21 protein-coding genes are annotated in these 21,666 nt (G+C 62.3%); 12 read left to right on the top strand and 9 right to left on the bottom strand.

The features are described from left to right. From LRS56_12445 to LRS56_12435, 3 genes are all read right to left on the bottom strand, one after another. Entirely contained in the window at positions 1 to 366 is a 366-nt protein-coding gene (locus tag LRS56_12445; GenBank protein WDU65186.1) for a response regulator, read from the bottom strand. Positions 367 to 409: 43 nt separating this feature from the next. Beyond that, positions 410 to 1,498 (bottom strand): methyl-accepting chemotaxis protein, encoded by a 1,089-nt coding sequence (locus LRS56_12440; protein WDU65185.1) that lies wholly within the window; start codon positions 1,496 to 1,498, stop codon positions 410 to 412. 261 nt (positions 1,499 to 1,759) lie between these two features. Further along, positions 1,760 to 2,617, bottom strand: coding sequence for a LysR substrate-binding domain-containing protein (locus tag LRS56_12435; protein ID WDU65184.1), 858 nt, complete (start codon positions 2,615 to 2,617; stop codon positions 1,760 to 1,762). Positions 2,618 to 2,854: 237 nt separating this feature from the next. On the opposite strand from LRS56_12435, the gene LRS56_12430 reads away from it, so the two are divergent. The 10 genes from LRS56_12430 to metC all read left to right on the top strand — a co-directional run bounded on the left by LRS56_12430 (position 2,855) and on the right by metC (position 13,425). Then, positions 2,855 to 3,676, top strand: a complete 822-nt coding sequence (locus LRS56_12430; protein WDU65183.1) for a transporter substrate-binding domain-containing protein — start codon at positions 2,855 to 2,857, stop codon at positions 3,674 to 3,676. 2 nt (positions 3,677 to 3,678) lie between these two features. Next, entirely contained in the window at positions 3,679 to 4,485 is an 807-nt protein-coding gene (locus LRS56_12425; GenBank protein WDU65182.1) for a transporter substrate-binding domain-containing protein, read from the top strand. Further along, positions 4,478 to 5,899, top strand: coding sequence for an FAD-binding oxidoreductase (locus tag LRS56_12420; protein WDU65181.1), 1,422 nt, complete (start codon positions 4,478 to 4,480; stop codon positions 5,897 to 5,899). The genes LRS56_12425 and LRS56_12420 overlap by 8 nt, the downstream gene beginning before the upstream one ends. After that, entirely contained in the window at positions 5,896 to 7,098 is a 1,203-nt protein-coding gene (locus tag LRS56_12415) for an aminotransferase class I/II-fold pyridoxal phosphate-dependent enzyme (protein ID WDU65180.1), read from the top strand. The genes LRS56_12420 and LRS56_12415 overlap by 4 nt, the downstream gene beginning before the upstream one ends. Next, positions 7,095 to 7,820, top strand: a complete 726-nt coding sequence (locus tag LRS56_12410) for an amino acid ABC transporter permease (protein WDU65179.1) — start codon at positions 7,095 to 7,097, stop codon at positions 7,818 to 7,820. The genes LRS56_12415 and LRS56_12410 overlap by 4 nt, the downstream gene beginning before the upstream one ends. Further along, a complete protein-coding gene (locus LRS56_12405) occupies positions 7,810 to 8,493 on the top strand; it encodes an amino acid ABC transporter permease (GenBank protein ID WDU65178.1) in 684 nt (227 codons plus the stop codon). Before LRS56_12410 ends, LRS56_12405 begins: the two co-directional genes overlap by 11 nt. Beyond that, positions 8,480 to 9,304 (top strand): amino acid ABC transporter ATP-binding protein, encoded by an 825-nt coding sequence (locus LRS56_12400; GenBank protein ID WDU65177.1) that lies wholly within the window; start codon positions 8,480 to 8,482, stop codon positions 9,302 to 9,304. The genes LRS56_12405 and LRS56_12400 overlap by 14 nt, the downstream gene beginning before the upstream one ends. Positions 9,305 to 9,320: 16 nt before the next feature. Next, positions 9,321 to 9,917 (top strand): cysteine dioxygenase, encoded by a 597-nt coding sequence (locus LRS56_12395; protein ID WDU65176.1) that lies wholly within the window; start codon positions 9,321 to 9,323, stop codon positions 9,915 to 9,917. Positions 9,918 to 10,050: 133 nt separating this feature from the next. Further along, positions 10,051 to 10,698 carry a glutathione S-transferase N-terminal domain-containing protein gene (locus tag LRS56_12390; protein WDU65175.1) on the top strand — a complete coding sequence of 216 codons (648 nt, stop codon included), beginning with the start codon at positions 10,051 to 10,053 and terminating at the stop codon, positions 10,696 to 10,698. A 27-nt stretch (positions 10,699 to 10,725) separates the two neighbouring features. Continuing rightward, complete coding sequence (gene metC / locus LRS56_12385; protein ID WDU65174.1) at positions 10,726 to 13,425, top strand: cystathionine beta-lyase; 2,700 nt, start codon at positions 10,726 to 10,728, stop codon at positions 13,423 to 13,425. Between the two features lie 37 nt (positions 13,426 to 13,462). On the opposite strand, the gene LRS56_12380 is transcribed toward metC, so the two are convergent. The 6 genes from LRS56_12380 to LRS56_12355 all read right to left on the bottom strand — a co-directional run bounded on the left by LRS56_12380 (position 13,463) and on the right by LRS56_12355 (position 19,678). After that, complete coding sequence (locus LRS56_12380) at positions 13,463 to 14,539, bottom strand: nucleoside hydrolase (protein ID WDU65173.1); 1,077 nt, start codon at positions 14,537 to 14,539, stop codon at positions 13,463 to 13,465. 28 nt (positions 14,540 to 14,567) lie between these two features. Beyond that, entirely contained in the window at positions 14,568 to 15,878 is a 1,311-nt protein-coding gene (locus tag LRS56_12375; GenBank protein WDU65172.1) for an MFS transporter, read from the bottom strand. A 293-nt stretch (positions 15,879 to 16,171) separates the two neighbouring features. Continuing rightward, positions 16,172 to 16,804, bottom strand: a complete 633-nt coding sequence (locus LRS56_12370; GenBank protein WDU65171.1) for an N-carbamoylsarcosine amidohydrolase — start codon at positions 16,802 to 16,804, stop codon at positions 16,172 to 16,174. A 180-nt stretch (positions 16,805 to 16,984) separates the two neighbouring features. Continuing rightward, positions 16,985 to 17,737 (bottom strand): Asp/Glu racemase, encoded by a 753-nt coding sequence (locus tag LRS56_12365; protein ID WDU65170.1) that lies wholly within the window; start codon positions 17,735 to 17,737, stop codon positions 16,985 to 16,987. A 10-nt stretch (positions 17,738 to 17,747) separates the two neighbouring features. After that, positions 17,748 to 18,548, bottom strand: a complete 801-nt coding sequence (locus LRS56_12360; GenBank protein ID WDU65169.1) for an alpha/beta hydrolase — start codon at positions 18,546 to 18,548, stop codon at positions 17,748 to 17,750. Beyond that, positions 18,545 to 19,678, bottom strand: a complete 1,134-nt coding sequence (locus LRS56_12355; protein WDU65168.1) for an FAD-dependent monooxygenase — start codon at positions 19,676 to 19,678, stop codon at positions 18,545 to 18,547. The genes LRS56_12360 and LRS56_12355 overlap by 4 nt, the downstream gene beginning before the upstream one ends. A 305-nt stretch (positions 19,679 to 19,983) precedes the next feature. On the opposite strand from LRS56_12355, the gene LRS56_12350 reads away from it, so the two are divergent. Together LRS56_12350 and LRS56_12345 are read left to right on the top strand one after the other, a co-directional pair. After that, positions 19,984 to 21,036: a 2,5-dihydroxypyridine 5,6-dioxygenase gene (locus tag LRS56_12350; protein ID WDU65167.1), complete on the top strand. Its 1,053-nt coding sequence runs from the start codon at positions 19,984 to 19,986 to the stop codon at positions 21,034 to 21,036. A gap of 155 nt (positions 21,037 to 21,191) precedes the next feature. Continuing rightward, the gene (locus tag LRS56_12345) at positions 21,192 to 21,662 is read left to right on the top strand and encodes a MarR family winged helix-turn-helix transcriptional regulator (GenBank protein WDU65735.1); all 471 of its coding nucleotides are present in this window, start codon (positions 21,192 to 21,194) and stop codon (positions 21,660 to 21,662) included. The last annotated feature ends 4 nt before the right edge of the window (positions 21,663 to 21,666 follow it).

Genomic DNA, 21,666 nt, shown 5'->3' with positions numbered 1-21,666 from the left:
TCAGCCCATCAACTTTTCGACGGCGGCCAGCAGGTTCTGCGGCTGGAACGGCTTGACGATCCAGGCCCTGGCGCCCGCCGCCTGGCCTTCGGCTTTTTTTGACTGCTCGCTTTCGGTGGTGAGCATGATGATCGGCGTGAAGCGGTATTCGTTGCGCGCCTTGACCGCCTTGACCAGCCCGATGCCGTCGAGGTTCGGCATGTTCACGTCGCTGATGATCAAGTTGATCTTTTGCCCGGTCAGCTTGTTCAGCGCATCGCGGCCGTCGCAGGCTTCAAGTACTTGGTGGCCGGCACCGGTCAGGGTCATTTTTACCAGTTGGCGCATGGACTGCGAGTCATCGACGATCAGAATGGTCTTGGCCATGTTCGGCTCCCTCGAAAGTGAAATTACCTGGAAAGTCGCCGCCTCAGAAAAACGTGACGTCGGCGCTGGATAGGGTTTTGGGCTGGCCATGGCGTTCTTCATCAGTGGTAAAGCGCTGACGTAAACGGTCCAGCCACGCAGGGGCGTCGTGCAGGCTCGGGTGGTTGGCGACGATGGCGTCGAGCAGGTGCTGCAGGTCGGTCTGGACGTGTTCGAGCATTTGGTCGGTGCGGTCCTGGAACTGCAGGCTGACCATGATGGCCTGGATGTCGTGTTGGGTTTCGCGGGCATCGTGCTGCAGTGCGTGGGAGGCGTCGGACAGCTGGTTGAGGTTATCGCCCAGACGGCTCATCACACCGCTCACCGACTGGTTGAGGAAATCCAGGTTGCTTTGTTCGCTGGCGCCCAGTTCGGTTGCCGCCGCGATGGTGGTCTGGATCGCGTGGGTGATCTCGCTGACTTTCTCGTCCATCGCCAGGCCGGTCTCGGCGGACAGAGTGGAAAGCTTGCGCACTTCATCGGCGACGACCGAGAAGCCCCGGCCATATTCGCCGGCCCGCGCGGCTTCGATTGCGGCGTTCAGCGCCAGCAAGTTGGTCTGCTTGGCAATTTCCTGCACCCGCCTGGCCATGTGCTGCAACTGGCTGGCGTAATCGTCCAGGTGGCTGATGGTGTCGAGCAAGGCATGCTGGCGCCGGCTGCTGTCGCGAAAGGATTGAGTGACCTGGTGCAGCCGCTCGTTGGCATCGCGCAGGCTTTCGCCGACGCCGCCGTTGCCGAGTACATCACTGGAGTTGTTCAGGCTCTGTTCGAGGCGCTGGGCGATATTGTGAAAGCGCTGGAATAATTCGCCGATATTGCTTTGCAGCAGTGCGCGGGTGTGCCCCAGGCTGTCGCGCCAGCTGGGGGCAACCACCTCGATCAGCTGCCAGTCGCGGGTGTTTGCCTGGGTGGCTGAGGGCTCGATCGCAATCGGCGTGGCGCTGGCGGTGTCGACGGTTTTTAAAGGGCGCAAGGCGAGCAGGGCGAGACCGCTGAGCAACAGCCCCGCAGGGGTTAACAGGTGGACGGGCGCAACCCACCCGATGGCCGCCAATGCCAGGCCGAACCAGGCCCCAAGGTAAATTCGCATCTCCAGCTTCCATTGCAGGGTGTCAGTTCGGCGGATGATAGCGATGGCGTAATGATGTCAGTATAAGGACAACCCTTAATCCGTATTTTTGGTCATAAGAGGTTCAGGCGATTTTTGGCTTGCCAAGTCTTGATCGATTGATCAGCTAAAGACGTTTACGTGCCGTGATTCAAGAGCCTGGCCGGTTGTTGCGTGAATGCCGGGGAGCGATTGCGGGAGTAGGGTTTAGGCTTAAGGGCGGTACACCCGCCCAGTACGGCCTCACAAACCCTGGCTGGCGCGAATCAAGTCATACGCCTTGCGCGCAATCGGGTTCGCCGTATTCGGCCGGATCCACAGGTAATAGGTGACTTCGGGCAGGCGCGGCAAGCCATCCGTCTCGCCCAGCACGCGCATGTCCGGCCCGAGCATTTCCATGCTGCGCGGCGTCACGCCCAAGCCTGCACGGGTGGCGGCCTTGATGCCGATCAGGTTCGACGCCAGGTACGCCTGGCGCCAGGGAATATTTGCCCGCTCCAGCGCCTCCAGCGCATAGCGCCGGTAGATGCTCGGTTCATCCACCAGGATCAGCGGCAGCGGCTCGCTCGGCGAGTGGATGTACTGCGCCGAACAGATCCACCACACCGGCGATGTACGTAGCGCAAAGCCTTCCAGGTGTGGATCGGAGCGGGTGGAAATCACCATGTCGACCTTGCCGCGGTGCAGGTCATCCATCAGGAACGGGCTGCGCCCTACGTCTATCTCCAGGCGCAGGCGCGGCGCGGAGCGGGCGATATGGCTGAGGATCGGCGGCAGGATAGTGTCGGCGATATCGTGGGGCGAACCGATGCGCAACACGCCGCTCAGGCTGCTCTCACGCAGGGAATTCAAGGCGTCATCATTCAGCGATAGCATCTGGCGGGCATGCCGCAGCAGCTGCATGCCGGGCTCGGTCAGCTGTTTTTGCCGGCCGCGTTTTTCGAACAGGCTGACCCCCACTTGCTGCTCCAGACGTTGCATATGCTGGGTCACAGACGACTGGGTGCGTGCCAGGTGCGTGCCGGCTTCGGCGAAGCTGTGGTGGTCGACCACGGCGATAAAGGTGCGCAGGAGTTCAAGGTCGAGGGTCGACATGGCCATTTCCAGGGGCGGTTTTATATCAAGGGTGTGAAGTTAAACATTACAGATATTTATGTTTTTCTGAAGGTGTTTTTTGTGCGGGCCAGCAAATCAGGGGTTATGCCTAAACATAAGGTCGTGCTGATACGGCAAGTTATAACGATATGAGATATTTGCATTTCCGTTGCCCCCGTACTCTCCCTAGCATGCCCCTCCATCAGGTCGGGGTACGCCGATCATTCGCCAGGGGGAAGTCCAATGATGTTCAAGAAATGGTTGCCGGTGGCCCTGGGGTCGATGATCGCCCTGGGCGGCAGTGTGGCGGCGCAGGCCGATGCGACCCTGGACAAGATCGAGCAGCGCCATGTGCTGGTGGTCGGCGTGTTGTTGTCCGGTGGGCCGTTCGGCAGTATCGACCCGGCCACGCAGCAGCCCAAGGGCTTGAACGTGGACCTGGCCAACGAGCTGGGGCGTCAACTCCAGGCCCAGGTGCAGCTGGTGCCGGTGTTACCGGCCAACCGCGTGCAGTTCCTGCAGCAAGGCAAGGTCGACCTGCTGATTGCGAACATGGAGTGGACCGCCGAGCGCGGTGAGATTCTCGGCTTTGTGCCGACCCCGTTCTACCGCATCGGCGGCGCTGCGGCTGTGCTCAAGGACAGCAAGATCGCGCGCTGGGAAGACCTCAAGGACCAGCCGGTATGCACCTCCCAGGGCAGCAGCTACGTTAAGCCGTTGACCGAGTTCGGCGCGCAGATCAAGGCGTTCAAAAGCTCCTCCGAATCCCTGTTGGCCCTGCGTGGCAACAACTGCGTGGCGGCGGTACACGACTCTACCCTGATCAACCCGCTGCTCAACGACAGCGCCGAATGGAAGGACTACCGCGTGATCCGCCCGGAACTCAACCCGGCACCGTCGGTGATCTGGACCCGTCGCGGCGAAAGCGACACTCAGGCCAAACTCGACCCGATCGTCAAGGAGCTGCACCGCAGCGGCTGGCTGATCGAAGCCCAGACCCGCAACCGCATCAGCCCGGCATCGCCCGCGTTGGTCGAATTGCAACAACAGTTCAAGGGCGCCTGAGCATGCAGCTGAAAACCCTCGCCGCACTTGGCCTGACCCTGTGCGCCGGCTTCGCCCAGGCTGACGCGACCCTCGACAAGATCCAGCAACGCCACGCCATCAGCGTCGGCGTAATCCTCAGCGGCCCGCCGTTCGGCACTATTGACCCCAAGACCGGCGAGCACCTGGGCTACAACGTCGAGTTGGCCAAGGGCATCGGCCAGGCGCTGGGGGTCGAGACCAAGACGGTCTCGGTGCTGGCGCCCAATCGCGTGCAGTTCCTGCAACAGGGCAAGGTCGATGTGCTGATCGCCAATATGCAGTTCACCGAAGAGCGCGCCGAGATCCTCGACTACGTGCCTACGCCGTATGAAGAAGTCGGCGGCGCGGCCTTGATTCGCAAGGGCGCGGGCATCACCCAGTGGGCCGACCTCAAGGACAAGCCGGTGTGCGTGTCCCAGGGCAGCAACTTTATCAAACCGCTGCAGGAGACCTACGGCGCGCAGATCAAGGCGTTCCGCAGCCAGTCCGAATCGTTGCTGTCGCTGCGCGGCAATGGCTGCATGGCGGCGGTACACGTCAGCCCGACCATGCATGCCTTGCTCAGTGATGCCGAATGGGCCGGGTATGAAATTCCGTTGCCGGGCGACCTGATCCCGTCGAAATCGGTGATCTGGATCCGCAAGGGCGAACACGACACCCAGGCCAGGCTCGATGCGATTGTGCGCGAGTGGCATAAAAGCGGTTTCCTGATCGCGCTCGGTGAGCGCACCGGCATGGCGCCCTCCCAAGCCCTGCGCGATCTGCATGAGCAATACAGCCATGAGTGATGCGTTGTTCGCCACCTTGCAACAACTGCTCGGCGCGGCCCATGTACACACCAGCGAGGAGGCGGCGCACCGCCTCACCGACAAGCAGGGCCGCTACACCGGGCGGGTGATTGCGGTCGTACACCCTGCCAACACTGAAGAAGTGGCGGCGGTGGTGCGCGCCTGCGTGGCACTGAAGGCGCCAATCGTGGTGCAGGGCGGCAACACCGGCCTGATGGCGGGCGCTACGCCGGATGCCAGTGGGCGCTCGGTGTTGCTGTTGCTCGACCGCATGAACCGCATACGCAACATCGATACCGACAACGACACCCTGACCGTGGAAGCCGGCTGCATCCTGCAGCACATTCAGGAAGTGGCGCGAGAGGCTGATCGCCTGTTCCCGCTGAGCCTGGGCGCGCAGGGCAGTTGCACGATTGGCGGCAACCTGGGCACCAATGCCGGCGGCACTGCTGTTTTGCGTTACGGCAACACCCGCGAGCTGACCCTCGGCCTGGAAGTGGTGACCGCCGAAGGCGAGATCTGGCACGGCCTGCGCGGTTTGCGCAAGGACAACAGCGGCTACGACCTGCGCGATCTGTACATCGGCAGTGAGGGCACGCTGGGGATTATCACCGCTGCCACCTTGAAGCTGTTTCCGTTGCCCAAGGCCCAGGCTACAGCGCTGTTGGCCTTTGATGAGCTGGCCCAGGCGGTGGCGTTTTTGTCCCACGCCCGCGCCGGTTTTGGCGCCAGTTTGACGGCTTTCGAATTGCTCAGCGCCGATTGCCTGGCCTTGCTGCGCGATCAGTTTCCGGACGGCCCGCAGCCGTTCAAGGCTGCCAGCCAACCCTGGTTTGCGCTGATCGAACTCTCCGACAATCACGGTGAACGCCATGCGCGTGAGGCTTTCGAGCACGTACTCGGCGAAGCCTTCGAGCAGGCCTTGATCGCTGACGCACTGATCGCCGAGAGCTTGGCGCAAAGCGAGGCACTGTGGTTGCTGCGCGAGAACATGAGCGAGGCGCAAAAGCGCGCCGGGCGCAATATGAAGCACGATATCTCGGTGCCGATTTCCCAGGTGGTGGCGTTTGTCGCGCACACCGATGCGCTGCTCCAGCAGCATTTCCCCGGCGTGCGTAACTTCACCTTCGGCCACCTGGGCGACGGCAACCTGCATTACAACGTGGCCCATCCGCTGGATTCGACAGTCGACGCGCACATGGCCCAGTACGCCGAGCTGAGCGTACTGGTGCATGACAGCGCCCACGCCCATGGCGGTTCGATCAGTGCCGAGCATGGCATCGGCCAGCGCAAGGTCGGCATGCTTGCGCGTTATAAAAGCCCGGTAGAGCTGGACCTGATGCGCCGCATCAAGCAGGCGCTGGACCCGCACAATCTGCTCAACCCCGGCAGAGTCCTTGAGGTGCAGCCATGACTGTTCGCCTGTCCCAGCGCGTGCAGCGGGTGTCGCTGTCGGCCAATGCTGCGGCCAAATCCCGCGCCACCGAGTTGCGTGATGCCGGTCGCGATATTCTTGATCTCACCACCGGCGAGCCGGATTTCGACACCCCGCAGCACATCAAGCATGCGGCTTACGCGGCGATTGCCGCCGGTGTGACCAAGTACACGCCGACCCCCGGTGTAAAAGCCTTGCGGGTTGCAGTGCAGCGCAAGCTGGCCGAGGAAAATCAGCTGGACTATCCACTGGCCTCGATTGTGATTGCCAATGGCGCCAAGCAGATTATCTTCAATGCCTTCGCCGCCACTCTGGACGACGGTGATCAAGTGCTGGTGCCGACGCCGTACTGGCCGTCATTTCCCGACAGCGTGCGCTTCAATGGCGGCGAACCGGTGTTTATCGAGTGCGAGCTGGCGCAGGGCTGCAAGTTGCTGCCGGCGCAGTTGGATCAACACATCACCGAGCGTACGCGCTGGCTGATCCTCAATGGTCCGGGCAACCCCAGTGGCGCGGTGTACAGCGCAGCCGAACTGGGCGCGCTGGCCGAGGTGCTGCGCCGCCATCCGCAGGTGCTGATCCTGCTGGATGAGCTGTACGAACACATCCGCTTCGACGGCCGTCCGGCCCAGAGCCTGCTGAACGTTGCGCCGGACCTGCAAGCGCGTTGCCTGCTGGTGGGCGGCGTGTCCAAGACCTACGCCATGACCGGCTGGCGCATCGGCTTTGGCGCGGGGCCGAGCACCCTGACCGATGCAATGGCCGTGGTGCAGTCGCAATCCACCTCCGGCGCCTCATCGGTGGGCCAGGCCGCAGCGTTGGCGGCGTATACCGGCGGGTTGGGATTTTTGGCGGAGCAGGTGGCGGCTTATCAACTGCGGCGCGATAGGTTGGTTGCGGCGCTGAAAAGCGTCGACGGCCTGGACGTCCTTGAACCCCAGGGCGGCTTCTTCGTTTTTGTGCGCTGCGCCGGGCTGCTGGGGCGTGTGCGCCCGGACGGCCAGCGCATCGACAGCGATGCGGATGTGGTCGCCTGGCTGCTGGAGGAGGGCGTGGCCGGCGTGGCGGGCAGTGCCTACGGGCTGTCGCCGTGGTTTCGCCTGTCGATTGCCACCGCGACCGCCAGCGTCGCAGAGGCCGGACGGCGTATCGCGGCAGCCTGTGGGAAGTTGCGATGATGGAGGCGTTCGTGCACTGGGCCGCCGGTTTTGGCCTGAACTACAACTTCCTGCTGGATGCCTACCAGCGCGGCAGCCTGGTCCAGGGCGCATTGACCACCGGCCTGCTGTGCCTGTTCACCATCATCGGCAGTCTGCTGGCGGGGATCACCCTGGCGGCGATGCTGACCTCGGGCAACCCCTGGCTGGCCAGGCCGGCCCGGGTGTTTGTGGAGGTCACGCGCAATACCCCGACGCTGGTGCAGCTGTACTGCGCGTTCCTGGTGTTGAACATGCTGCTGACCCAAGCCGTCGGCGCGGCCAACCCGCTTACGCCGTTTGCCTGGGTGGTGATCGTGATTTCCCTGCACAAGGGCGCGTTCCATGCCGAGGCGTTGCGCGCCGGGATCGAAGCGGTGCCCGCCGTGACGCTGGAAGCCGCCAGCTCCCTGGCGTTCAGCAGCCGTCAATTGCTGTGGAATGTGCAGTTGCCGCTGGCGCTGCGTTTTGCCTTGCCCTCGCTGATCAATAACCTGATCGATCTGGTGAAGATGACCGCCGTGGCTTCCGCGATTGCCGTAGGGGATATCACCTACGCCGCGATCATGATCTGGACGCAAAGCGACAACGTGCTGGAACTGATGATCCTGATCCTGAGCTTTTTCGGCTTGCTGAGTTTTATCGTCAATTGTGTGGGGCGCTGGCTGGAAGCGCGCCTGAGGATGCCTGGCTATGGACATTGATTCATTCCCGGTGTTGTCGGCGTTGCTGCAATGGTCGCCGGCACTGGTGGCCGGTTTTGGCCAGAACATCCTGATCAGCCTGTTGGCGATTGCCATCGGCTCGGTGCTGGGACTGTTGATCGGCGCACTGGCGTTATCGCCGCTGGGCGTGGTGGCGCGGCTGTGGGTGCAGGTGTTTCGCAATGCGCCGTGGCTGGTGCTGATTTATTTCACCACCTACGTGTTCCCGTTCGAGATCCAGATCGGCAACAGCTATGTGGCGTTTCCGGACTGGGTCAAGGTCACGATCGGCCTGGCCTTGCCGGCCAGCGCGAACGTGGCGGAGATCTTCCGGGGCGCCATCGGCTCGATCCCCAGCACCCAATGGGAGGCGGCGCGTTCGCTGGCGTTTACCCGGGGCCAATTATTCCGTTCGATCATCCTGCCGCAGTGCTTCAAGCGCATGTTGCCGCCGTGGATGAACCTCTACGCAGTGGTCACCATGGGCACCGCGCTGGCCTCCCTGGTGGGCGTGCATGACGTGATCGACACCGCGCAGATCGCCAGCAACACCGTGAACCTGACCGGCTTCACCGTGGTGATCTACCTGAGCCTGCTGGTGCTGTTCTTTGCTTACTGCTACCCGATTTCCCGTCTCACCCAACACCTGGAGCGCCGTTATGCCTTCTATTGAACCCCTGGTGAGCCTGCGGGATGTGCACCTGTCGTTCGGCACCAACCCGGTGCTCAAGGGCATCGACCTCGATGTGCTGCGCGGCCAGGCGGTGTCGATCATCGGCCCGTCGGGCTCGGGCAAATCCACGATCCTGCGCTGCATCACCGGGCTGTTGCAGCCCCAGCGCGGCAGCATTCGCGTGGGCCAGACCCAGGTCGACACCCTGGCCCAGGAAGCCCAGCGCATTGAACTGCGTAAGCGTGTGGGGTTTGTGTTCCAGCAATACAACCTGTTCCCGCACTTGTCGGTGCTGGAAAACCTGGTGATCGCCCCACGCAAGGTGCTGGGGCGCAACCGCGCCGAGGCGGAAAAAGACGCCCGGGCACTGTTGGCCAAAGTGCGCATGGAACACAAGGCCGATGCCTATCCTGGCCAACTGTCCGGCGGCCAGCAGCAACGCGTGGCGATTGCGCGTGCCCTGGCGATGCGCCCGGAGTTGATTCTGTTCGATGAAGTGACCTCAGCGCTCGACCCGGAAACCGTTGGCGAAGTGCTGACGGTGATCCGCGAGCTGACCGAAGAGGGCATGACCTGTGTGCTGGTCACCCATGAAATGCGTTTCGCCGAAGAGATCAGCGATGTCGTGTACTTCACCGAAAACGGCGTGATTGTGGAGCATGGCAGCGCCGCGCAGATCTTCCAGAACCCGGCCAGCGAACGCACCCAGTCGTTCTTGCGCCATGCCCTGGGCGATTCGGGGCGCCGCGGCCCTATCGCCCATGACCCGTACCTGTTGACCAATTTGAGCCGTTACAGCCTGTCTGTCTGATAAGAGGAAATTCGTGATGAGTATCGAAAGCCGTGCCGCCGTTATCGAAACGTTTTTGCAGCAGATCCGCGTCATCAACCAGCGCGGCGTAGACCGTGCGGCGCTGGTGGAAATCGTCGGCTTGCTCGAGCAACTGGCCGAACGTCGCGACCTGTTCAACTTCGACGCATTCCCCGCGCCTGTACCGGGGCAGGGCAGCACTGCGTTCCGCTATCGCCTGAATGACGACGGCGACACCCCGACCCTGTACCTCAACTCGCTGTTGCCGGGTAAAAGCACAATCGCGCACAACCACGAAACCTGGGCGATCATCAGCGCGGTCGAAGGCCAGGAAATCAACTACGTGTATGCACGCAGCGATGAAGGCCGCGAGCCGGGCTTCACCACCCTGAGCCTGGAAAAAGAAGTGATCGTGCAGCCAGGCACCTCGATTTCGTTTCTCGGCGAAGACCTGCACGGCATCAAGGTTGAAGGCGAGCAGGCGACCCTGCATTTCCACCTCTACGGCTTGCCGCTTGAATCGCTGAATGGCCGTTACGGCGTGGAAGCCGACGGGCGCATCCTCAACTACAACGCCTCGCACATGGCGCCGTCGATTAAGGCCTATGCCTGACACAACACCTTTGCAATGTGGGAGCTGGCTTGCCTGCGATGGCGGTCTGTCAGTCACATCATGGCTGCCTGTACTGCCGCTATCGCAGGCAAGCCAGCTCCCACCTGTTGACCGCGTTCATCCAGAGGTTTTTATGATTGACCTGTATTACTGGCCTACGGGCAACGGCCTGAAAGTCGGCATCCTGCTCGAAGAGCTTGGGCTTGAATACCGCCTGCTGCCGGTGAATATCCGCGAAGGTGAGCAGCAGCAAGCGAGCTTCCAGCGCATCAGCGCCAATGCGCGGATTCCGGCGATTGTCGACCATCGCCCCGACACCCCGCTGAGCCTGTTCGAGTCCGGTGCGATCCTGAATTACCTGGCCGACGGCGCCGGGCAATTCCTGCCGCCGGCCGGCACTGCCGAGCGGCAAAAGGTGCAGGAGTGGCTGTTCTGGCAAGTCGGGCATATCACCCCGTACTTGAGCCAGCTGCAGGTGTTCAAGGAGAAGGCGCCGGAGCCGATTCCATTCGCCCTCGACCTGCTGAATGCCGAAGCCACGCGCCTGTATCGCGTGCTGGAACAGCGCCTGGGCGAAGTGCCGTTTGTGGCCGGTGAATACTCGGTGGCCGATATGGCGATCTTCCCGTGGATCCAGCCGTTGCGTCAGGGCCAGGCCTTGACGGACTACCCGCATATCCAGGCCTGGCGCTTGCGCATCAAAGCGCGGCCGGCGGTGCAGCGTGCCTATGCCAAGGGTCGCGAAGTAGCACCGGGCGAGCGTTCGTTGGCGTTGCAGTAACTCTTTTCTTACTTTGTTGGGACTTCCATGAGCCAGACCATCACCCCAAGTCAACTGCAGCAATGGCTGTTCGACGGGCAGGAAATCGCCGTGTTCGACGTGCGCGAGCACGGGCAATACGGCGAAGCCCACCTGTTCCATGGGGTGAACCTGCCCTATAGCCGCCTGGAGCTGGAGGTACGCCGGCTGGCGCCCAACCCGCAGGTGCGCCTGGTGATCTACGACCAGAATGGCGGTGCAGTGGCGGCGCGTACGGCGGCACGTTTGCACGCATTGGGCTACACCCGTGTGCAGGTGCTGGAAGGTGGCGCCGATGGCTGGCAGGCCGCAGGTTTGCAGCTGTTTGCCGGTGTGCATGTGCCGTCCAAGGCGTTTGGTGAACTGGTCGAGGAGGCCAGCCATACGCCCCACGTCACCGCCCGGCAATTGGCTGAGTGGCAGGCACGTGGCGAGCCGCTGGTGGTGCTCGACGGTCGGCCGTTCGAGGAGTACCGCAAGATGACCATTCCCGGTTCCATCTGCTGCCCGAATGGTGAGCTGGGCTACCGCGTGCATGACCTGGTGCCGGACGAGCGCACACCGATCGTGGTCAACTGCGCCGGGCGCACCCGCAGCATTATCGGCGCGCAAACCCTGATCAACCTGGGCCTGAAGAACCCGATCTTCGCCTTGGAAAACGGCACCCAGGGCTGGTACCTGGAAGATTTGCAACTGGAGCACGGCAGCACGCGGCGGTATGCCGAGCCGGTCAGCAGTGACCTGACCCGGCAGCGTCAGGCTGCACGGCAACTGGCGGAGCGGGCAGGGGTGGTTGAGGTGTCTGCGGATCAGGTTCGCCAATGGGCGGATGACGCGCAGCGCAGCCTGTTCCTGTGTGATGTGCGCACCGCCGAGGAATTTGCCCTCGGCAGTTTGCCCGGCGCGCAACATACGCCGGGCGGGCAGTTGATCCAGTCCACCGACCTGTATATCGGCGTGCGCCAGGCGCGCATTGTGCTGGTGGACAGCGATGGCGTGCGTGCGCCGATTGTCGCCAGTTGGCTGCGTCAGTTGGGACATGAGGCCTATGTATTGCGTGGCGGCATCGCCAGTGGCCTGGCGTTGTCGGTGCTGCAGCCGGTGGCCTACGAGCCCTTGCCGTTGATCAGTGCTCAGGCGTTGGCGCTGGAATTGAACGATGTAAACCTGATCGACCTGCGCCCGAGCATGGTGTACCGCAAGGGGCATATTGCCGGCTCGCAGTGGTCGATTCGCTCGCTGTTGAAGGCCGATCACCGCCCGTTGGTGCTGGTGGCGGATGACCCTGCGCTGGCCGCATTTGCCGCCGAGGGGCTGCCGGCCCGATTGCTCGACGGTGGTCTCAACGCCTGGGCCGACGCGGGCCTGCCGGTTTGCGAAGACCCGCACACCCCAGCCGATGCAGAGTGCATCGACTTCCTGTTTTTCACCCACGACCGCCACAGCGGCAACAAGGATGCGGCGCGCCAGTACCTGGCCTGGGAAATTGGCCTGTTGGCACAGATGAGCGCCGCAGAAATCGCCAGCCTCAAGCCGCTGGCGCCGCCGTCACGCGTGCGCACCCGCTTGATCCACGCCGCCCGCACCGAAAAGGGCCACGGCGGCCGTGCGGTCAATGTGCCGATTACGCGCTTGAGCACGGTGCTGTTCGACAACCTGGCGCAGATGCGTGACGCGCGTGCCCGTCGCGACAGTGAGCGCGTGCTGACCTACGGCGCACGCGGCAACCCGACCTCCCACGCCTTGGAAGACCTGGTCAGCGAGCTTGAGGGCGGCTATCGCACGCGGCTCTATGGCACGGGGCTGGCGGCTGCGGCGCAGGTGTTTCTGGCCTACCTGCGCCCCGGCGACCATGTGCTGATCACCGATGCGGTGTATTCGCCGGTGCGCAAACTGGCTCGCGAGTTTTTGCAGCCGTTCGGCATCGAGGTCAGCTACTTTGCGCCGGATGCAAAGTGCCTGGAAGCGCAACTGCAAGCCAACACCAAGCTGGTCTATGCCGAAGTGCCCGGTTCGCTGCTGTATGAGCTGTGCGACCTGCCGGCGCTTGCGGCGTTGTGCAAACCGCGCAATATCCTGCTGGCGGTCGATAACACCTGGGGCTCGGGCTATCTGTACCGGCCGCTGGCATTGGGGGCGGATATCTCGATCATGGCCCTGACCAAATACCTGGGCGGCCACAGCGACGTGATGATGGGCAGCGTGTGCACCACCGAGGCGGTCTGGCCGGCGCTGGGCAAAATGAGCGACACCTTCGGCAATGCGGTGAGTGCCGACGATGCCTACCTGATCCTGCGCGGCGCACGCACCCTGGCCTCACGCCTGGATGTGCATGAGCGCCAGGCGCTGGACATTGCCCAATGGTTGCAGGCGCAGCCTCAGGTCAAGCGCGTGTTCCACCCGGCATTGCCCGAGCACCCCGGCCATGCGCTGTGGCGTCGGGACTTCAGCGGCAGCAATGGTTTGTTGTCGTTTGAGCTGGCGTATGCCGATCCGGGTTATGTCGAGCGCTTTATTGATGGTTTACAGCTGTTCGGGCTGGGCGCTTCGTGGGGCGGCTACGAAAGCCTGGTCACCGTGGCCGATACCCGCGACCGTGAAAGCGCGGTGGATCGCGAGCTGAACCCGGTGGTGCGCCTGCATATCGGCCTGGAGGATGTGGCGGCGCTGATCGAAGATCTGCAGCGCGGGTTTGCGGTAGCGGGCTAAGTGATCGCTCCCACAGTGCGTGGGAGCGATTCACTGATCAGTGCTTGACCGGCGTCGGCAGCGTCACGAGGTTGACGTAGCCGTCCCAGAATTTCTGCTGGTCGACGCCGAACACCACCGTGGCCTTTTGCGTACCCACTGGTGCGTCTTGCTTGTAACCCAGTGCGCGGCCGTAGTCGGCGCCGAAGGTCGCGTCCACATCCACCCACAATTCGCGGGATTCGGTGACGATCTCTGGGCGGACCAGGTACAGCGCCGGCAGGCTGTCCCAGGTGAAGCTGTGGTAGCTCGGGTCTTTGTCGAACCGCGGCCCGAACTCATGTTTGTACAAATCGGCAATCGCGCCTTTTTGTGCAATCACCCGCTGGTACACCGCTTTGTCGAAGGTGACTTTCTCGCACACGTCATTCGGGAAAATCACGTGTTCGATCGGCGAGCGCAATACGATCTTCGCGGCCTCCGGGTCGAACCACCAGTTGAATTCCGCCGCCGGCGTGGTGTTGCCCGGGATCTCCAGGGCGCCGCCCATGTACACGATGCGCTTGATCAGCGGCACGATATCCGGTGCGGAGCGGATCGCCAGGGCGACGTTGGTGAGCGGGCCGACGGCAAGAATGGTCACCTGGTGCGGGTTGGCGCGTACGCTGTCGACGATAAATTGCGCGGCGGTCTCCTTGCGCAGTTGGGTGTGAGTGGCCAGGCCATCCGGTGGCGCGACCAACTGCGCCGCCGACGTCGGGCGCGGGTGCTTGAATGCCCCCGGCCAGCCCGAGCCGAACAGGGCTTTTTCTGCCTCATAGGTGGCGTAGTCATGCAGCAGCGGGTAGGCGGCGCCCGAGTAGACGCCGATTTCTTTCTCTACGCCCATGCGTTCCACTGCCTTGAGGGCGTCGACCTGTTCCTGGTCGACCCTGGCGTTACCGCTGACCAGGGTCATGCCCAGCAGGTCGATGCGTTTTTGCGCGTGCAACTGGGCGAGCATGATAAAGGCTTGGCCGTCATCGTTGAGCACGTTGAAATCGGTGTCGAAAATGACCTTGTCCGCCGCCTGCGCGGTGCCGGCACACAGGCCGACCGCGACCAGCAGCGCGCAGCTTTTGAAAAAAACGTGCATGGTGATTCATCCGCAGAAATTGTTGTTGTTAACGGTTCACCAGTTTCGCCGGCAAGGCGATGACCAGGAAGCTGCTGAGGATCAGGCAGCCGGCGAAAAACCACAAGGCACCCGCGCTGCTGCCGGTGACGTCGATCGCAACCCCCATCAACGAGTTACTGACCAGCCCCGCGATATTCGCCAGCGAACAGGCCAGGGCGAACCCGGTGGCTGCTGCAGTGCCCTTGAGAAAGGTCGCCGGCAGGCTGAAAAACACCGGCACCGCGCCGATGATCGCGGCCGAGGCTATCGCAAACAGCGCCACGGTAGCCGCCACGTTATGGGTAAAGAAGGTGCTGGTAGCCATTGCCGCTGCGCCGATAAAAAACGGCACGATGATGTGCCAGCGGCGTTCACGGCGTTTGTCGGAACTGGCGCCGATCAACAGCATGCCGAGCAGCGCGGCGACACTCGGCAGTGCGGTGAGCACGCCGATATGGAAGGTGTCGGTGACCCCGGCGTTGCGGATAAAGGTCGGCATCCAGAAACCCATGGCATAGGCGCTGAGCAGGATCGAGAAATCGATACCGCCGAGCATCCATACTTTGAGGTTGAAGAAACCATCGCGAAAGCTGTGTTTGCTGGCGGTGGCGCCGGCTTCGTCCTTGCGCAGTTCGCTTTCCAGCAGGGCCTTTTCGTCGTCCGACAGCCATTTGGCCTGCTGGAAGGTATTGGGCAGCGCCCAGAAGGTCAGCACGCCGAGCAACACGCTGGGCACCGCTTCGATCAGGAACAGCCACTGCCAGCCGCGCAGGCCGCCCATATGGTCGAAGTGGCCCATGATCCAGCCGGACAACGGGCCGCCGATCACACTGGACAGCGGCAGGCCGATCATGAACAGCGCAATGATGCGCCCGCGCCGATGGGTCGGGAACCAGGTGGTCAGGTAATACAGCACGCCCGGCAAAAAGCCCGCCTCGGCGGCGCCAAGCAAAAAGCGCAGGATGTAGAACTGAGTGGTGGAGGTGACCAGCATGGTGCAGGCCGAGAGCAGGCCCCAGGTGATCATGATGCGGGCGATCCAGATCTTCGCGCCGACCCGTTCCAGCACCAGGTTGCTGGGTACTTCAAAGAGGATATAACCGACAAAGAACAAGCCGGCGCCGAGGCCGAACGCGGTCTCGCTGAAATGCAGCTGGTCGAGCATCTGCAGCTTGGCGAAGCCGATGTTGATGCGGTCGAGGTAGGCGGCCAGGTAGCAGAAACACAGGAACGGAATCAGCTTCCAGGTGATCTTGTGGTAGAGCGTGTTGACGGGGTCGGCGACCGTGGTCGCGGGCGCTGCATTCGCAATGGGCATCGGGGTGTCTCCTGGCGGTGACTTATGGTTTTTATACAGCCGCTTTTGTTCCAGCACTTCGGAGTGCTGTAGAAGCGACTTCCAAAGGCAGTGTCAGAAGAATGAGACTTCCCTGTTGGAGGTGATCTAGTGTGGGAGCGGGCTTGCTCGCGAAAGCGATGTGTCAGTCATATAGATGACACCTGATACACCGCTTTCGCGAGCAAGCCCGCTCCCACATTCGATTGCATTCCAAAGGGGAGGCGCTCAGCTTTTTCCGGACCAGGCTCTTTGGCGTGGTTCCTGGTGAATCCTTATTGCTCCCTGAATTTGCTCATTGCCTCCTGCTTGCTCACCACGTCGCCATATTTGCTGTCGATATCGAACAGGTTGGCTTCATGGGGCGCGGGGTGTCGGTCGCCGACGCACTCACGCACGACGATGGTGCGAAACCCGTGTTGCACCGCATCCACCGCCGTGGCACGAATGCAGCCGCTGGTGGAGCAGCCGGCCAGTACCACGGTGTCGATTCCTTGCGCGTGCAGCATCGGGGCCAGGCTGCTGCCGAAAAATGCGCTGGCGTACTGTTTGGTAATCACCACCTCATCGGCCCGGGGCAGCACGTCGGCGCAGAACGCCGCGAGTGGGTTGCCCTCGACCATGTCCTTCATCACCGGGGCTTTCTTGACCCAGATCCCGCCATCCACGAAATGGCCGGGATGGTAGCGGATATTGGTGTGCACCACCGCAATCCCATGTTCGCGGGCACTGGCCAGCAGCTCGACACTCTCGCTTACGGCGCTGACTACGCCAGGCGCAAACAGCGGCGCGCCTTCGGTGGTGTAGCCCTGCATAAAGTCGATCATCAACAGCGCGGCTTTTTTGCCAAAGCCGATACGATTGCCCCATACACCCTGGTAGTTGGCGTCGGCGGATTGTTCGCTCATTCTTCAAGTCCTCTTTTATGCATTACACCTACCCCGTGGCGAGCGCTTCTGTGGCGAGCGAGCTTGCTCGCGTTGGGCTGCGTAGCGGCCCCAAAAAAAGCGGGAGCGCTACGCACTCCAACGCGAGCAAGCTCGCTCGCCACAGAAGCCTGTTCGCCACAGAGGCCCATTCTGCCGGCCTTAGTAAGCGCCAGAGAGCAGGGCGCCGGCGCCGGGAACGATAGGCTCCAGGTCCAGGGCCTTGAGCATCGCGTAAGTGGTGGCGATGGCGGCGGTGAGTACCGGCTTGCCGGTTTGTGCCTCGACCTTGGCCACCACCGGCAGCGACTGCATCTGCACGCAGGCCGAGAGCACGATCACATCGACACCTTCCAGGTTCATCCCGGCGACGATGGCCGGCAGGTTGGCCGGGTCGTGGCGGGCGACTTCAAGGTTGTCGGGGATCTCCAGGGCGCGCCAGTCCACCACCTCAAAACCTTCTTCGCGGATGTAGTTCACCACCAGTTCGGTCAACGGTTTCATGTACGGCGCGACGATCGCGATGCGCTTGGCGCCCATCACTTTCAGGCCCTCGATCAGCGCACCGGCGCTGGTGATCACCGGGGCGTTGGCATCGTTGTCGGCGGTGGCCTTGCGCAGGCGTTGTTCGGAGTTGCGGTGATAGCCCAGCCCCATGGCCATGATCGCCACCAGGCATGCATAACCCAGCACGTCGACCTTGGCATCGGACAACTCGACGGCGCAGCGGTCGGACTCGCCGTCCATGGCTGCCAGTTCTTCCTTGCGCACTTGCTTCATACGCATGCGGCTGGAGTGGAAAGTGAAGCGCTCGGGGCGAATCGCCTGGCGCGCGGTGAGCATCGCCGGAATCTCGGTTTCCATGGTGGTGTTGGAGCTCGGCACGATCTGGCCGATGCGGTAGAGCTGCTGCATGGGGGTCTCCTTATTGTTGTATGAGGAAGTCGCCGAGGGCGTGGAAGAAACCGTCGAGGTCGTCCCACGGAATCATGTGCCCGGCATTCGGCACGTGAACCACCTGGATGGCCGGTTGCAGGTCCTGGATCTCGGCAATGTCTTCATCGAGGATCACCCCGCCACGCCCGGCCACCATCAGCAGGGCCGGGGCCTTGAGCTGGGGCAGGTGCTGGTGGAAGTCCACCGTGTGGAAGTCGTTGAAGGCGCGCACGATGGCGGGCTCAAAGCAGCTGTGCAGCCATTCGGCGCGCAGCTGCAGTTGCTCTTCGGTCCAGGTGGCGCAGAAGGCGCGCATCGCCTCGGCGTCCATACCCACCAGGGATTGGCGGATCGAGTCGACATACCACGGCAGTTTGCTCGGGTATTCACGGCGACCCGGGCCGGACACCGGCGGGTCGATCAGCACCACGCGATTCACGCCCCGGGGATGCTTGACCGCGCTGTGCACGGCAAAGCGTGCGCCCATCGAGTGACCGACCAGGTGGTAGCTGTGCAGGTCCAGTGCATCGGCAAACGCGCCAATGTCATCGCTGCAGGTGTCTGCGCTGTAATCCAGCTCGGGGCCGGTGGAGGACAAGCCGCGCCCGCGCACATCCAGCACATACGTGTCGAACTGCGCGCCCAGGCGCTCAGCCACAAAACCCCAGGTAATTGCCGGGCTGGTGATGCCCGGGATCAGGATCAGCGCCGGGCCCTTGCCGCCGTAGCGCAGGTAGTGCTGGCGAATCCCGTTGGCCTGCACGTTGGCCCCATACAAGAAGGTGCTCACGCGGCCACCCCCGATTTCAGTTCCTGGGCGTACAGGTCATAGCCATAGACCCAGGCCGGATCTTCCTGGGTGCGCAGCCAGGTATTGGCGTTGGACACTGCCTGTACGCGGGAGGCGCGTTCCTTGCGGTTGGCTTCGTAGAGCTGGAACGCGGTGCGGTAGTCGCTGATCCCGGTTTCCTGCAGGCAGCGGGTGAGCATGGCGGCGTCTTCGATGGCCATGCCGGCGCCCTGGGCCATGTGCGGTTTCATCGGGTGGCAGGCGTCGCCGAGCAACACCAGGCGGCCGCGGCTCCACAGCGGTAGCGGGTTGCGGTTGCGCAGCGGCCATTTGGTCACGCTTTCGGTGGACTCGATCAGCGCCTGTACGGTGGGGTGGTAACCCTTGAAGGCGTCGAACATCTCTTCGCGGCTGCTGTCGACGAACGCGCCCTGGAAGTCCCATTCCGCATGGGGCACACCGGTCACGTAGTAGTACTCGTCGCGCTTGCCGGTGGTGTAGTAGACCATCATGTGGCGGTCCTCGGTCCACCACTTGATGCAGTCTTCGAACTTGAGGTCGTACTTGGCCAGTTGATCGCCACGGATCAGTGCGCGGTGCGCGACCCAGCCGCTGTACAGCGGTTTTTCCACACCCAGCAGTTCTTCGCGGATCTTCGAGTTGATGCCGTCGGCGCCGATCACGATATCGGCGTAGGTCACTTCGCCGTCGGCGAAGGTCAGGCGCACCTGGGTGTCGGTTTCTTCCAGGGTTTCCAGGCGCTTGTTGAAGTGCAGGGTGCCGGGCTTGAGGGTCGACATCTGCAGGGCGTGCAGGTCGCCGCGGTGCACGGTGATGTAGGAGGCGCCGTAGCCGGTGAGCGGGATGCGCGAGAGGTAATCACCGGTTTCGCCGCAACGGCTGAACCAGTGCTCGGGGTGCGAGCCCATCAGGTCCAGCTGCTTTTCGATGCCCATGCGGCGGAAGATTTTCATGATGTTGGGCCCCATGTGAATCCCTGCGCCCAGCCGGGAGAACTCCGGCGCTTGCTCATAGATATCCACGTCAAACCCGGCTTGCTGCAACAGGGCGGCCGCGGCGGCACCGCCAAGGCCGGCACCGACAATGGCGATTTTTTGTGTGCTTCCCATGGGGCGTTATCCTCTGTGTTGATTTTTCGGCGGCATCTGTCCGTAAGGTTTTTAAAGTGTATACGCTCATTTTTTAAAATGGGAAGCCTGCTTTTATAAATTTATTTTTTGGCCGTATTTATCCTGTGTAACGTTAAATTCCCAACAAAAGCTGGCTATGTTTCGATAGGTAACGTTTTGGTGCGATGCTTGCAGTCCGCCTGCAAATAAGGTCTTATCGTTATTAATTGGCGTATACGCTATAAAAATGCACTAGAGTGAAGCGCGTTGCCTGAACTTGGTGCAGCCCCACAGGAGACAGGAAAATGCCGGTAAGCGATTGCGAACTGACCCAGATGTTTGAACACGTGCTGAAGCTCTCGAAGGTCGACCCGACCCAGAGCGTCGCCGTGCTCAAGAGCCATTACTCCGACCCACGCACCGTGCGCGCCGCGATGGATGCGGCGCAGCGCTTGGGGGCCAAGGTGTATGCGGTGGAGTTGCCGTCGTTCAACCATCCACGGGCGATGGGCAATGACATGACCGCTTACTGCGGCGACACCGCGCTCACCGGCAATCTTGCGGCCCAGCGCGCCTTGGAGGCGGCTGACCTGATCGTCGATACCATGATGCTGCTGCATTCGCCGGAGCAGGAGCAGATCCTCAAGACCGGCACGCGCATCCTGCTGGCCGTGGAACCGCCGGAAGTGCTGGCGCGCATGCTGCCCACCGAAGCAGACAAAGTGCGCGTGCTGGCCGCCGAACAGCTGCTGAAGAAGGCGCGTTCGATCCATGTGAAGTCCCGTGCCGGCAGCGATTTTCGCGCTGCATTGGGGCAGTACCCGTCGGTGACCGAGTATGGGTTTGCCGATGAGCCGGGGCGTTGGGACCACTGGCCGAGCGGGTTCCTGTTCTCCTGGCCGAATGAAGAAACCGCCGAGGGCGTGCTGGTACTGGACATCGGCGACATCCTGTTGCCGTTCAAGACCTACACCCGCGAGAAGATCACCCTGGAGATCGAGAAGGGCTTTATCACCAGGATCCACGGGGGGTTCGAGGCCGAATACCTGCGCGACTACATGAAGTATTTCAACGACCCTGAGGTGTACGGCATCTCCCATATCGGCTGGGGCTTGCAGCCCAGAGCGCAGTGGACGGCCATGGGTTTGCACGACAAGAACGACGGGATGTGCATGGATGCGCGGGCGTTCTACGGCAATTTCCTGTTCTCCACCGGGCCCAATACCGAGGTGGGCGGCACGCGCAAGACCCCGTGCCATATGGATATTCCGCTGCGCAATTGTGATGTGTACCTGGATGATGAGGCGGTGGTGATCGCCGGTGATGTGGTTGCGCCAGCAGCCTCCCTGGCTCGCTGAAGATCCAAGTGTGGGAGCGGGCTTGCTCGCGAATGCGGTGTATCAGTCACTGAAGATGTCGACTGAACCGCTGCATTCGCGAGCGAGCCCGCTCCCACATTTTGAGCGGTGTTTCTTCAGCAATATCCTTGAGTCATTCGCCTATCCCCGCCATCATGCCACCCCATCGCACATCACCCACTGAGCCCGCCGTGCCTGATTCCTATGTCTTTTCTGAACAAGTTGGCCACCTGTTGCGCAAGGCCTACCAGCGCCATCTGGCGATCTTTCAGCAGAATGTCGGCGACTCGCAGCTTACTGCCGTGCAGTTCGTCACCCTGTGCGCCCTGCGCGATCACGGTGCAAGTTCGCTCACCGAACTGGTCAAGGCCACGGCGGTGGACCAGGCGACCATTCGCGGTATCGTCGAGCGGCTCAAGGCCAAGGAACTGATCACGCTGGAGCCGGACCCGCAGGACAAGCGCAAGGTGGTGGTGGACTTGTCTGCTTGCGGCGCCGAACTGGTCGCCCAGACGGCGCCCCGTGCAGCGCAGATCAGTGAGCTGACCATGAGCAACCTCAACCCCGCCGAGCGCGTGGCGGTGCTGTTTCTGTTGCGCAAGATGATCGACGATCCGCAAGACTGACCCC

Source organism: Pseudomonas poae, assembly GCA_028869255.1.
Taxonomy (GTDB): domain Bacteria; phylum Pseudomonadota; class Gammaproteobacteria; order Pseudomonadales; family Pseudomonadaceae; genus Aquipseudomonas; species Aquipseudomonas poae_C.
The sequence above is the reverse complement of the archived record's forward strand: the minus strand, read 5'-3'. Positions and strand labels throughout refer to the sequence as shown.